Here is a 12455-nt window from a genome sequence, read left to right on the forward strand (position 1 = left end):
ATAAAGTACAAGAATGAACAAAAATCAAGCCTTCCCCTGGGATCATCCCCGTTTTCGCAGCTGGATATCTGTCGGCCGTGCCTGCCAGTTGATGCAACAGACCCTGACACGGGCGCTGGCGCCCCTCGACATCAAGCCGCCGCATCTCGATATCCTGATCAATCTTTACCGCTTCGAGGCGATCTCGCAGCAGGAGCTGGCTCGCAAGCTACTGGTCGGCCGCTCCAACATGAGCATGCTGCTGCCGCAGATGGAAAAGCGCGGCCTGCTGGAGAGACGCCCCGACCAGCGTGACAAACGCATGCTGAGGCTGTTCCTGACCGCTGAAGGACGGGTACTCACCGAAAAGGCTATGCTGATCCAGACAGACCTGATCGAGCGAACGCTTTCCGCGACGCCGTTGGAGGACTGCTTGAGAATGGCTGACAGCATGGAAGGCTTGATCCAGCGAATGCAGGCCGCCGATCCTGGTGGGGAAGAGGAAGAGCGAGGCGCCGTCAACGCGGATCGCGACTGAGCCCCTTTGTGGCTAGCTCGCTTTCGTATTCGGCAAACTTCTGGGCGCCGGTTTCGCCGAGCTCTCGCAGGTAGATCCAGGTAAAGATCCCCGTGTCGTGGCCGTCGTCGAAACCGATTCGCACCGCATAATTGCCGGTCGGCACCAATGCCTTGATCGCAACGTTGCGCTTGCCTGGCACGGTGACCTTTTGACCCGGACCATGCCCCTGAACCTCGGCTGATGGCGACAGCACGCGCAGCATTTCGGCCGGCAGAGACACCACCATGCCGTCATTGAAGCTGACGGTCAGAAGGCGCCGGTCCTTGGAAACCTTAAGTTCGCTTGGCCAGGTGTCGCTCATGCCGGTTCTCACTCGATCAAAATTGCTGAATTGTACCGAACAGGTAGGACCTTGGCGGGAACGGCGCAAGAGAATTTGACCGACAATTCCGGGCGCTTCGCTTGACGCATCTGCGGAGCAAGCCCACATTGTCGCAAACATTGGGAGACTTCACTTGGATCACAGCCCTGGCACCTGGCAAACTGCAGAACCGCTAGCGGAGCGGAGTGCGCCGATGATCGATCCATTTGGCCGCAGTGTTACCTATCTGCGTGTGTCCGTCACCGATCGCTGTGACTTCCGCTGCACCTATTGCATGGCGGAAAACATGACTTTCCTGCCCAAAAAGGACCTGCTGACGCTGGAAGAGCTCGACCGGCTCTGTTCCGCCTTTATCGCCAAGGGTGTTCGCAAGCTGCGGCTTACGGGTGGCGAGCCGCTGGTCCGCAAGAATATCATGTTCCTCATCCGCGGCCTGTCCCGTCACCTGGGTAGCGGCCTCGATGAGCTGACCCTGACGACCAACGGTTCACAGCTTGCAAGACACGCTGCCGAACTGGCCGATTGCGGGGTCCGCAGGATCAATGTGTCGCTCGACACGCTGGATCCGGCAAAGTTCAAGTCGATCACCCGCTGGGGAGAATTCGACAAGGTCATCGAAGGTATCAGGGCAGCGCAGGCGGCAGGCATTCATGTCAAGTTGAATGCCGTTGCCCTGAAGGGTTTTAACGAAGCGGAAATTCCAGACTTGATGACTTTTGCCCATGGCGAAGGCATGGATCTGACCCTGATCGAGACGATGCCCATGGGCGAGACCGGCGAGGATCGCACCGACCAGTATCTGCCATTGTCACTGGTGCGCAGCGGGCTCGAAGAACGGTTCACGCTGAAGGATATCCCCTACAAGACCGGAGGCCCCGCCCGCTACGTCGAAGTGGCTGAGACGGGCGGCCGACTGGGCTTCATCACGCCCCTCACCCATAATTTCTGCGAAAGCTGCAACCGGGTCCGGCTCACCTGCACAGGAACGCTCTACATGTGCCTGGGTCAGGAAGATGCCGCAGACCTGCGCACCGCGTTGCGCGCCTCGGATGACAACGCCTATCTGTCGGCGGCGATCGACGAGGCGATCACCCGCAAACCCAAGGGCCATGACTTCATCATCGACCGCGATCATCGCAAGCCCGCCGTCGGTCGGCATATGAGCGTCACCGGCGGCTGATGCCGCCGGCTTTGCAAAAAGCGTAAAGTCAGCCTCAGGCGATCCGTCGTAGCGCTTGATGCTGTGCGGCAGGTGCCTCAGTGCGGAAATGCTCGATCTTGCCCATTAGGTTCTCCACCCGCTGGCGAAGGCCATGAATTTCGGCATTATTTTCTTCGACCATAGCGGCATTCTGCTGGGTAATAAGCTCGACGTCGCGCACCGCACTGGTCACTTCGCTGATGCCCGTCGACTGTTCGCGGGTGGCCGCTGAAATCGTCTCGACCAGCCCCTGGACCTCCTCGACCTGGTTGATGATCGTCTGCAAGACCTCACCGGTATTCTCGACCAGCTCGACACCGGATTTCACCTGACCGCCACTGACCGAAATCAGCTGCTTGATCTCCTTCGCCGCGTTCGCACAACGCTGTGCAAGATCACGGACTTCCTGGGCAACGACGGCAAATCCGCGTCCCGCTTCCCCGGCCCGCGCCGCCTCGACACCCGCATTCAGGGCGAGCAGATTTGTCTGGAAGGCAATTTCGTCGATGACCCCGATGATGGTCGAGATCTTGTCGGACGAACGGCTGATCTCGGCCATCGCCTCGACGGCCTTTTTCACAACGACCCCGGACTGCCGCGCATGATCGCGTGCAGATGCGACGGAGCGGGCGGTGCGACCAGCACCATCAGCTGTGGAGCGAACGACATCGCTCAGATGCGACAAGGCCCGCACGCTCTCTTCAAGTGCCGCCGCCTGTTGTTCAGTGCGTCGCGCCAGATCATCGGCAGACACGGCAAGATTTTCGGTACCGGCATTGATGTCGGAGCTGGCGCCACGCACTTCGTCAAGGGTCGCGCGCAGTGCTTCAACCGCGTGGTTGTAGGTCGTCGCCATGGCAACGAAGTCTGTAGGCAGATCCTCGCGCATGCTGACATTCAGGTGGCCGTTGGCAAGCGCCTGCAGCACCGACGAAAGCGCTTCAAGGGCTGCCCTTTGATCGGCCTCCACCCGGGCACGCTCCTCAGCGCGCAGTTCTGTTTCGCGTGCCGACAATTCACGAGATTGCGCCGCCTCCTCTTCCAGCCGTTTGTTCTCGAGTGCGGCATCTCGGAATACCGTCACGGAACGGACCATGTCACCGATCTCGTCGCCACGATTGCGCCCTTCGATCGGCACGGACAGATCGCCATTCGCCAGCCGCGACATCACCCCGGTGATGCGCTTGAGGGGCGCACGCAGCGTCTCGATCAGCATCAGACCGCCGACAATGGCCAAAAGCGTTCCGGCCACCATGGTGATGATCGATATGGTCGCTGACCGCTCGCTGTCCTCCTTGCCGACCTCTTGGGCATTGCTGACAAAGTCACGCAGCGAGGCCATCGCCGTGGAGACATACTCAGTGGATGCCAGACGCAACGACTGCCAGTTTCCCCCTGCCTTGAGCAGGGCCTGCGAATTGTCCTCGATCGTTTTCAGGCGCGGCGCGATGGTTTTGGAAAAATCGCGAAGCGTGCTGTTCTTGGCTCCGAGCTCGGAAATTCGCGCTGCCATTTCGCCAAGCGCCGAGACGTTCGACAGGACGATCCCGCGTGATGCCTCGTCCAGGCTGCCACGCATTTTCTGCACCCGCAGTTCGAGCGTTGCGATTTCCATGGCGGCGTCATCGACCAGGCTCATGAGTTCCTTCTGGTCAGCCACGAGTTTGTCCAGACCGACGAAGCGGTCGGCTGCGACATCGCTGTTTTTCGATGCTTGAAGCGTGATCTTCTGTTCAATCAGCACGAGCTCGGCCAAAACCTTGTTCAGGCCTTGCGCCCTGACGTCATCGGCATCCTGCGATTTCAGGATCGAGTCGATCCTTCCCATGGCGCCGGCCACTTCATCGATCAACACCTTGCCCTTGTCGGACGCAATCGCCTGCGCCTTGACCAGATCCTTCTGCATAGCACCGGCATATAGCTTGGCTTCATCCAGCTGTTCGGCTGGCGTAAAGCCCATCTGCACCGCAACCCGGAGCTTGCCGAGTCGATCGATCAGCGACTGGAATGCCGAAGCGTCGAACAACAGTTCCTTGGCAAAGCGCTCCTTGTCGGCAAGTTCCTTGCGGACGAAATCCACCTGCTTGACGATCTGCTTGCCATCGCCCTGCAGAGCTGCGACGGCTTCGATCAGTCCAGCATCGAGCGCGCTGCGTTCCTGTTTGTTGTCCCACATCGCCTTGGTCTGATCGCGCATGCGCTGCGGCAGCGCGCGCAGATCGCTCAGGTCCGCCTTCTGCGCCTGCCCTGCGAGCACACCATCCAGCACAGCGAGGCCATTCTCCTGCTTGTCTACCGCCGCCAGTACACCTTCGCGGCTCTTGTCGGTCGGGTCGAGACTGAACTCCTGCAAGCCACCCTGAACCTGCTCGAGATCGCTGATATTGCCGATTGTGGCGCGGGTGACGGTCATATGACCGTTCAGCATGCTGGCAGTTCGGTAACCCAGAAGCCCGACACCAGCCATCAGCAGAACGAGAGGGACGACAAAAAGGAGCACTTTCGTAACAATCCTGCGGCTCTGCAGGAGGCGATCTATGAAACTCATGAAACCCTCGGAACGAGGTCGGCGCCCACGCTTGAAAACATCTGCGCGGCGTCAAACGGGCGGTTTCCACCTCATGTGGAACAAGTGTATCGAGCTTCCGCCTGCAAGTTTGAACAAACGTTAATCGATGCCCAGATTTTTTGCGCTTTTAAGCCGTTTGGATACCTGAACTTTTGTAGTTTTTGCTCGAAAAGCGGTACCGCCTCTTCCGGGCTTCGTTTAGAAGGATCCCTGCAAGTTTCAGGATCCGTTCAAAATGGCATTATCCGACAATACGCGAGGCGCAGCCTTGATGGCGCTTTCGATGGCCGGTTTCACCTTCAACGACGCTCTGACCAAGTCCGTGACCGACGAAATGACCGTCGGACAGATCATGTTCGTGCGCGGCGCATTGACCACCATGATGGTCTATCTCGTTGCCAGACGGCTCGGTGCACTGGATCACATCCGCAACCTGTTTCAGCCGCTGATCCTCTGTCGCATAGCGCTGGAGACAATCGCCGCGATCACATTCCTGACGGCACTGGGCCAGATCCCGCTCGCCAACGCGTCGGCCATCCTGCAGTCGCTGCCGCTTGCAGTGACGCTGGGGGCGGCACTCTTTTTCCGCGAACCGGTCGGTTGGCGCCGCTGGACGGCAATTGGCGTCGGCTTCATTGGCGTCATGATCATCATTCAGCCGGGTCCCGAAGGTTTTACACTGGCGGCTCTGTATGTCGTCATCAGCGTGATCACCGCAGCGGGCCGCGACCTTGTCACCAAGAAAATCGACCCGAATGTCTCCTCGTTTACCGTCACGCTTTTCACCGCAGCCAGCATTTCCTTTGCCGGATTGCTGCTGATACCAGTCTATGGCGGCTGGCGGCCGATCTCCTTGGGCGCCTATGGCACGATGATCGTCGCCTCCGGCTTTCTGTTTGTCGGGTATCAATCGATCATCATGGCAATGAGAACCGGCGAAATTTCGTTCATCGCCCCGTTCCGCTATATCAGTCTGATCTGGGCGGTCCTGCTCGGCTTCGTATTTTTCGGAGAACTGCCAACACCGGCGACGCTGCTCGGCGCGAGCATTGTCATTGCCTCGGGCCTCTACACGTTCTATCGGGAAAACAAGCGCAAGGCACGGGTGGCTGCAAGCGCGGGGCCCACAACGCCTGCCTGAAATTGCACCGAGGCATGTGTCGGAAATGAAGTCGATTGCCACTCGATCCGCGTGTCATTCGGAAGGCTGCATAGGTTGGAGATGAGCAAACAAGATCGCTTTCCCGCCATCATTCTTGCCGGCGGCCAATCGCGGCGCATGGGGCGCGAAAAGACGCAGATGCTTCTGGGCGGCAAGCCATTGATCGCTCACATCCTACACCGCCTGAGAAGTCAGGCCGATCCGGTCTGGAGCAATGCGCCTACAGATTATCCGCTTGATCTCGGCCTTCCCAACTATCCCGACCCGCTGCCGGACAGGCCGGGGCCTCTCGCCGGCGTGCTGGCGGGTTTGATCGCGCTGGAGCAGCACGGCGAGCGGTACAGCCATATCCTGACTGTTCCCGGCGACACACCTTTCCTGCCCCTCGATCTCGTCGATCGCCTTTCTGCTGAGGCCACCACCGGCACCATCATTCTTGCGGCCTCTGGTGGCAGAACCCATCCTGTGATTGCCCTGTGGCCCAGGAATCTGGCATCCGACCTAAAAGTCTGGCTCGATGACCCGGACCATCGACGCGTCTTCGACTTCGCCGAGCGACATCCTCGCGTGATCGTCGATTTTCCCATGATCAAAACCGAAATGGGTCCACGCGATCCCTTCTTCAACATCAACACGCCGGAGGACCTCGCGCAGGCCGAGGCTCTGCTGCAGAAAGGCATAGGATGAGCGAGCGGCCTCGTATCTTTGGCATTTCCGGTTGGAAGAATTCCGGCAAGACCGGGCTTGCGGTGAGGCTGGTGGAAGAATTCACCCGCCGCGGCTATCGCATATCGACCATCAAGCATGCCCACCACGACTTCGATATCGACAAGGTCGGCGCCGACAGCTACCGCCATCGACAGGCCGGAGCCACGGAGGTCGTCATCGTCTCCGGCACCCGGTTTGCCATCATGCATGAACTGCGCGGCGCAGCCGAGCCATCCTTCGAGGAGATACTGGCGCGCATAGGTCCTTGCGACCTAGTCCTGATCGAGGGCTATAAACGCGAGGCCGTACCCAAGATCGAGGCGCGGCGGCTTGAGGCGAACAACCGCGAACCGCTTTCCCCGACCGATCCGTACATCGTGGCAATCGCTGCCGACCATCCCGTGGACGACACCACCCTCCCAATCTTCGATCTCGACGATACGATCACAATCGCCGACTTCGTCGCCGAAGTGACTGGCCTCACCCGCCTATAACGCACAAAGGTTCAGACAGAAAAAGGCCGCCGGATCTCTCCGGCGGCCCTTCAATGATCTTCGATAAGCTAAAGCTTACCGGTTCGCTGCAGCGGCCGGGCGCACCAGCGACGTCACGCGGCGGATCGCGACACGGCGGTTCTGCTGTTCGCCGGCTTCCGTGCGGATCTTCAGATAACGTTCGCCGTAGCCCTGAACCGACATGTTTTCCGGCGGAATGCCGTAGACTTCGGTGAGGAGGTTGGCCACCGTTTCGGCACGTTGGTCGGACAGCACCAGATTGGCACGGTCGGAACCGACGGCATCGGTATGGCCCTCGATCAGGAAGACTTCGCCCGGATCCTTTTCAAGCAACTGCTCCATGGCGGCTGCCACCTGGCGCAGGGTCTTCGCCTGTGCCAGCGGAACTTCGGCCGACCCTGACGGGAAAGTGATCGTATCGAGGTCGATACGGCGCACCTTGTCGCGCAGGCGGGCAGACGACTTCACTTCATCGATCGAGTAGACACGCTCGACACGCTCGACCGGCGGACGACCCAGAAAATCATAGTAGTCACGATCCGGCTCGCGTGACGTGCTGACGATATAGTCCTGGACCGGAATCGTCAGCCGCATCGGCGGCAGGGAGTAGCCAACGTCGACGAAGACCTGCGGACGCTCCTCGTCGGCTTCCGGCGAATACATCATCACATATTCTTCTCCGTCACGCGTGATGCGCGAACGCAGCACGATATCGCCATACCTATTGTAGATCGTCACCAGGCGCGAACCGTTCGAACGCACGATCGTCTCGCGGGTGCGACCACGAGAAAGTTCTTCGTAGAACGTCTCTTCCGAGTCATAGCGCAGGCGCTGACGGTCGTCGCCACGCACCACGATCTGGTTGCCGACATTGATGATCGTACGGTCATCGATCTGCTCGATCACCTTCACTTCAGTCACCTGGTTGACGACGTTGTTCTGAATGATCGTGTTGTTCGTGACATTGTTGTTGGTCACATTGTTGGTGATGTTCGTCGCGTTGTTGGTCACAGATGTCGGAACGGCAAATGCCGGCGCTGCATCGAGCTTGGTGCCGGTTTCCGCGACAGTCGCCTGGATGACCTGGCTCTCCACCTGGGCGCCCTCGGCCTGCGCGGCAGCGTCGGTTTCCGGGGCAGGTGCGACCTCTTCCGCGGCGCGCAACTGCGTCCTTTGCTCGCGCGACGCCTGACCACCGGCATTGTCGGCGTCCTTGTCGCTGTCGAGCACGGCCGCGCCGCCTTCGACCGGCAACACGACTGTTTCGGATGTCTGCGACGGATCTGCGGCGATTTCCTGTTTCTGCTCCTCGGTCTGCGTCTCGACAAGTTCCGGCACAGGTTGATCGACCGGCGGTTCAACGGCAGGCACGACGACCTGCTCAGCTGCCGGCTGTTCGGCCGGCGCGGCTTCACCAGTGGTCTGTCCGCTGTCAGCCGGAGCTTCGGCTGGCGCTTCGGCAGGGGTGTCGGTTGCCGGTGCCTCGGTTGCTGGCACCTCGGGTGCTGGTGCTTCGTTTGCCGGAGCCGGCTGTTCAGCCGACGGCTCTACAGGAGGTGCTTCCGCAGGCGTTTCTGCGGCCGGGGCCTCTTCTGTCTGTGGCTGTTCGGCAGGGGCCTGTTCTGCTGGCGGCGCGGCTTCCGGCACCGGGCAAGCTTCGGCGCTGGCCGCCTGGGAGCCGTCGGTACATGTGACCATGGCTGCAGGTGCGTCGGCTGCGGGCTGTTCGGCCTGTTGCTGCGCTGCCTGTTCTTCCGCAGCCTTGCGAGCGGCTTCTTCTTCTGCGGCTTGCTGCGCGGCCTGTGCCTCAGCCTCGGCGCGTTGCGCCTCCTCGGCAGCAGCCTGTTGAGCGGCCTGTTCGTCAGCCGCCTTCTGTGCTTCCTGCTGAGCCTGCTGCTCGGCGGCTTGGCGGGCAGCCTCTTCTTCGGCGGCCTGCTGCGCGGCCTGGGCCTCGGCTTCGGCGGCGCGCTGGGCCTCCTCTGCGGCAGCCTGCTGTGCGGCCTGTTCTTCGGCAGCCTTCTGCGCTTCCTGCGCGGCCTGCTGCTCAGCAGCCTGACGGGCAGCTTCTTCTTCAGCGGCGCGTTGTGCTTCTTCCGCGGCGGCCTGCTGCGCAGCTTGCGCTTCCTCGGCCTGGCGTGCGGCCTCCTGCTCTGCCGCGCGCTGGGCATCGCGCGCGTTGCACGCGTCCTGATCAGCCGCTTCCGCACCATCGCTGCAGACAACCGCCTGAGCCAGCTGGATCAGGCCTTCCTCGGCCTGGCGCGACTGCGATTTCGTCTGTGAATAGCCAATGGTCGATGCCATGACGGGTTTGGCCAGTACCGCCATTGAAAGCACCGGTATGGCCACCGTGTTCAGCAATCTGTTTTTGAACATGCCTTGCGTTTCCTTCCCTTAGTCCCGCCTGGGGTCGACGATGGTCAAACCATCCAGACTGCAACTTTTATTCTGTTTCGCCGATTCTATGGAACCGAGCCTCGCCAAGAACCTAGGTTCGATCAAATTAACCCCACCTGAACGAGCGGGACGCCGTTTTGCTCCATGCGGCCTGTGCGTGAAATAGGGCGCGACCGCTGGTTTCAACACAAGAAAAACACGCTAATTTTTGGACCTCTACGGTTTCCTGTTGATTTCAGCGGGAAAACCAGACGAATATTGGGCCCAAGTGTGGCCGATCAATTGCCGCACCGACCACGGATAGCCGCCAACAAAAACAAACGGCATCCACCAACAGAGAGGATCACATGCGTATTCCCACACGTTTCTTGGCTGCAGCTTCGATCGCCGCACTGTCGCTGTTTGCTGGCGCAGCATTGGCGCAGGAAAAGATCATCATCGGGACCGAAGGCGCATATCCGCCGTTTAACAACCTGGAAGCCGACGGTACCCTCGTCGGCTTTGACATCGACATCGCCAAGGCGCTTTGCGACGAGATGAAGGTCACCTGCGAATTCGTGACGCAGGATTGGGACGGCATCATCCCGGCTCTCCAGGCCAAGAAGTTCGACGCGATCATTGCATCCATGTCGATCACCCCGGAACGTCTTGAGAAGGTCGACTTCTCCAAGAAGTACTACAACACACCGCCGGCTGTTGCCGTGCCGAAGGACTCCCCGATCACCGACGTTGCCGGTTTGAAGGGCAAGACGCTTGGCGCCCAGTCCTCGACCACGCACGCCAACTATGCCGAAAAGCATATGGCTGATTCCGAGCTCAAGCTTTATCCGACCGCTGACGAATACAAGCTCGACCTCGAAGGCGGTCGTGTGGACGCCGTCGTCGACGACATCGTCGTTCTGTCTGAATGGGTCAAGTCGGACGCCGGCACCTGCTGCAAGATCCTGACTCCGCTTCCGGTCGATGTCGACATCAACGGCCAAGGCGCCGGTATTGCCGTCCGCAAGGGCGAAACCGCGCTTGCGGACAAGTTCACGGCAGCAATCGCTGGCATCCGTGCGAGTGGCAAGTACAAGGAAATCAACGACAAGTATTTCGACTTCGACGTTTACGGCCAGTAACCGCCGGATCGCCAATACGATTGCGAATGGCGGAAGTTCTATGCTTCCGCCATTTTGCATTTCATGCTGAAGCAATAATCAAATGCGGGCAAACCGCTAAGGGGGATATGGCATGAGCGGATTGTTTTCCGCGCTGGGCTCAGTCTGGGCGTGGATCGGGCATGTGTTTGATCCATTCTGCGGGCCAGCCGGCGTGTTCACCCTGCTCGCTGGCGACGGCATCATATCATGCGGCGCGGTGGGATGGGGCGACGAGATCGCCTTGGGCGTCAAGGTTACCATCACGCTTGCCGTGATTACCCTGCCCTTCGGACTGATGCTCGGATTCATGATCGCTCTGGCGATGCAATCGGAGGAACGAAGCCTTCGCAGTGCCGCCGGTATCTACACAACCATCTTCCGTGGCCTGCCGGAACTGTTGACGCTTTTCATTGTCTACTACGGCTTCCAGATGCTGATCCAGACAATGCTGTCCTGGTTCGGCAGCGAACAGCGTGTCGAGATCAATGCCTTCTTTGCAGGCATGCTGGCTCTGTCCGTGGTGTTCTCATCCTATTGTTCCGAGGTACTGCTCTCGGCATTCCGCGCCATACCGAAGGGACAATATGAAGCTGGCAGCGCCGTTGGCCTATCCCGGCGACGCACCATGTGGCTCGTCATCGTGCCACAGCTGATCCGAATTGCCCTCCCCGGACTTGGAAATCTCTGGATGAACCTGCTGAAGGATACCGCGCTGGTCTCCGTCATCGGCCTTTCCGACATCCTGCGACAAACAGGGGTGGCGGCCAAGGTCAGCAAGGAAGCCTTCTTCTTCTACGCACTGGCCTGCGCGCTATACCTCGCCCTCGCCACTCTTTCGTCGGTCGGCATCAATGCCCTTGCCCGATGGAGCAACCGTTCGGGAGCCAGCCGATGAGTTTTGCCCTCGATCTGATTCCCGCACGTCCGGCTCCGCCAATTGCCGCAAGGGTTCTCACTCCGGCACGCGTGATCGGCTATATCGCCCTCGCGATCTGGGCACTTTTCGGTGTCGGGCTCGTCTATATGATGATCAACAACTGGGACACCGACAAGTTTGTCCGATATGGCCCACGCTATCTCCAGGGCCTTGGCACAACCCTTGGCCTGGTCGTCACCTCGATTACCCTTGGCGCAGTGCTCTCGGTACCCGTTGCATATGCGCGTATGTCGAGCAACAAGCTGCTGAACACGATATCCTACCTCTATGTCTATGTGTTTCGTGGCACGCCGATGCTCGCCCAGATCTATCTGATCTATTATGGCCTGGGTTCGTTTCGGCCGCAGATCGAGTCCATCGGCCTCTGGTGGTTCTTCCGCGAAGCCTGGTATTGCGCGGCCTTTTCAATGACACTCAACACCGCTGCCTACCAGGCAGAAATCCTGCGTGGCGCTATCCAGAGCGTGCCGCGTGGCCAGACGGAAGGCGCCAATTCCCTCGGCTTGCCGACCTCCGTAACCTTCTGGAAAATCATCCTGCCCCAGGCTTTGATCGTGGCGCTGCGCCCCTACGGCAACGAAATCATCCTGATGGTCAAGGGTTCGGCCGTCGTCGCTGTTGTCACCGTGCTCGACCTGATGGGACAGACCCGCTATGCCTTCTCGCGCACATTCGACTACCAGACCTATCTCTGGGCTGCGATCTTTTATCTCACGATCGTCGAGGCCCTGCGTCACACTTGGGCCTGGCTGGAGACACGCCTCACGCGCCATCTGAAGCGATAGGACAAAGCCTTGGCAGCACTCGTGCATGAGGGCTGCCAAGGCTTTGACTTTCCTGATTTTTTCACGCACCACCTCAAGGTTAATGCGCAATTAACTATCTGATGGTTCCATGATCCACAGGGCCCGCGTTGGTCGCGGCCCCGGTCGGTTGCGGAAGC

General features: G+C 59.7%; 11 protein-coding genes. 8 read left to right on the forward strand and 3 right to left on the reverse strand.

Features of this window, described 5'->3' with window-relative positions; genetic code table 11:
- Positions 1-13: 13 nt before the first annotated feature.
- Positions 14-517, forward strand: a complete 504-nt coding sequence (locus tag IM739_RS14205) for a MarR family winged helix-turn-helix transcriptional regulator (RefSeq protein WP_237368365.1) — start codon at positions 14-16, stop codon at positions 515-517.
- Here IM739_RS14205 and IM739_RS14210 read toward each other — a convergent pair.
- Entirely contained in the window at positions 498-860 is a 363-nt protein-coding gene (locus IM739_RS14210; RefSeq protein WP_237368366.1) for a gamma-butyrobetaine hydroxylase-like domain-containing protein, read from the reverse strand. The genes IM739_RS14205 and IM739_RS14210 overlap by 20 nt on opposite strands.
- Positions 861-1074: 214 nt before the next feature.
- Between IM739_RS14210 and moaA the strand changes: the two genes are divergently transcribed.
- Positions 1075-2061: a GTP 3',8-cyclase MoaA gene (gene moaA / locus IM739_RS14215; RefSeq protein ID WP_237368367.1), complete on the forward strand. Its 987-nt coding sequence runs from the start codon at positions 1075-1077 to the stop codon at positions 2059-2061.
- Between the two features lie 34 nt (positions 2062-2095).
- Here the strand turns inward: moaA and IM739_RS14220 are convergent, their stop codons facing one another.
- Complete coding sequence (locus tag IM739_RS14220; RefSeq protein ID WP_237368368.1) at positions 2096-4630, reverse strand: methyl-accepting chemotaxis protein; 2535 nt, start codon at positions 4628-4630, stop codon at positions 2096-2098.
- Positions 4631-4886: 256 nt separating this feature from the next.
- Between IM739_RS14220 and IM739_RS14225 the strand changes: the two genes are divergently transcribed.
- The 3 genes from IM739_RS14225 to mobB all read left to right on the forward strand — a co-directional run bounded on the left by IM739_RS14225 (position 4887) and on the right by mobB (position 7015).
- Positions 4887-5792, forward strand: a complete 906-nt coding sequence (locus IM739_RS14225) for a DMT family transporter (RefSeq protein ID WP_237368369.1) — start codon at positions 4887-4889, stop codon at positions 5790-5792.
- Between the two features lie 81 nt (positions 5793-5873).
- Positions 5874-6500 carry a molybdenum cofactor guanylyltransferase MobA gene (gene mobA / locus IM739_RS14230; RefSeq protein WP_272911317.1) on the forward strand — a complete coding sequence of 209 codons (627 nt, stop codon included), beginning with the start codon at positions 5874-5876 and terminating at the stop codon, positions 6498-6500.
- Positions 6497-7015 carry a molybdopterin-guanine dinucleotide biosynthesis protein B gene (gene mobB / locus IM739_RS14235; protein WP_237368371.1) on the forward strand — a complete coding sequence of 173 codons (519 nt, stop codon included), beginning with the start codon at positions 6497-6499 and terminating at the stop codon, positions 7013-7015. The genes mobA and mobB overlap by 4 nt, the downstream gene beginning before the upstream one ends.
- A 75-nt stretch (positions 7016-7090) precedes the next feature.
- On the opposite strand, the gene IM739_RS14240 is transcribed toward mobB, so the two are convergent.
- Positions 7091-9412 carry an OmpA family protein gene (locus IM739_RS14240; RefSeq protein WP_237368372.1) on the reverse strand — a complete coding sequence of 774 codons (2322 nt, stop codon included), beginning with the start codon at positions 9410-9412 and terminating at the stop codon, positions 7091-7093.
- Between the two features lie 368 nt (positions 9413-9780).
- Between IM739_RS14240 and IM739_RS14245 the strand changes: the two genes are divergently transcribed.
- The 3 genes from IM739_RS14245 to IM739_RS14255 all read left to right on the forward strand — a co-directional run bounded on the left by IM739_RS14245 (position 9781) and on the right by IM739_RS14255 (position 12297).
- A complete protein-coding gene (locus IM739_RS14245; protein WP_007608803.1) occupies positions 9781-10554 on the forward strand; it encodes a transporter substrate-binding domain-containing protein in 774 nt (257 codons plus the stop codon).
- Between the two features lie 112 nt (positions 10555-10666).
- Positions 10667-11470, forward strand: coding sequence for an ABC transporter permease (locus IM739_RS14250; RefSeq protein ID WP_237368373.1), 804 nt, complete (start codon positions 10667-10669; stop codon positions 11468-11470).
- Positions 11467-12297 (forward strand): ABC transporter permease, encoded by an 831-nt coding sequence (locus IM739_RS14255; RefSeq protein ID WP_237368374.1) that lies wholly within the window; start codon positions 11467-11469, stop codon positions 12295-12297. Before IM739_RS14250 ends, IM739_RS14255 begins: the two co-directional genes overlap by 4 nt.
- The last annotated feature ends 158 nt before the right edge of the window (positions 12298-12455 follow it).

Source organism: Rhizobium sp. SL42, from assembly GCF_021729845.1.
Classification (GTDB): Bacteria; Pseudomonadota; Alphaproteobacteria; order Rhizobiales; family Rhizobiaceae; genus Allorhizobium.

What these genes read in the sequence shown, in the direction of transcription:
- IM739_RS14205 (WP_237368365.1), top strand. Translation starts at nt 14, where the DNA reads ATGAACAAAAATCAAGCCTTCCCCTGGGATCATCCCCGTTTTCGCAGC.
- IM739_RS14210 (WP_237368366.1), bottom strand. Translation starts at nt 860, where the DNA reads ATGAGCGACACCTGGCCAAGCGAACTTAAGGTTTCCAAGGACCGGCGC.
- moaA (WP_237368367.1), top strand. Translation starts at nt 1,075, where the DNA reads ATGATCGATCCATTTGGCCGCAGTGTTACCTATCTGCGTGTGTCCGTC.
- IM739_RS14220 (WP_237368368.1), bottom strand. Translation starts at nt 4,630, where the DNA reads ATGAGTTTCATAGATCGCCTCCTGCAGAGCCGCAGGATTGTTACGAAA.
- IM739_RS14225 (WP_237368369.1), top strand. Translation starts at nt 4,887, where the DNA reads ATGGCATTATCCGACAATACGCGAGGCGCAGCCTTGATGGCGCTTTCG.
- mobA (WP_272911317.1), top strand. Translation starts at nt 5,874, where the DNA reads ATGAGCAAACAAGATCGCTTTCCCGCCATCATTCTTGCCGGCGGCCAA.
- mobB (WP_237368371.1), top strand. Translation starts at nt 6,497, where the DNA reads ATGAGCGAGCGGCCTCGTATCTTTGGCATTTCCGGTTGGAAGAATTCC.
- IM739_RS14240 (WP_237368372.1), bottom strand. Translation starts at nt 9,412, where the DNA reads ATGTTCAAAAACAGATTGCTGAACACGGTGGCCATACCGGTGCTTTCA.
- IM739_RS14245 (WP_007608803.1), top strand. Translation starts at nt 9,781, where the DNA reads ATGCGTATTCCCACACGTTTCTTGGCTGCAGCTTCGATCGCCGCACTG.
- IM739_RS14250 (WP_237368373.1), top strand. Translation starts at nt 10,667, where the DNA reads ATGAGCGGATTGTTTTCCGCGCTGGGCTCAGTCTGGGCGTGGATCGGG.
- IM739_RS14255 (WP_237368374.1), top strand. Translation starts at nt 11,467, where the DNA reads ATGAGTTTTGCCCTCGATCTGATTCCCGCACGTCCGGCTCCGCCAATT.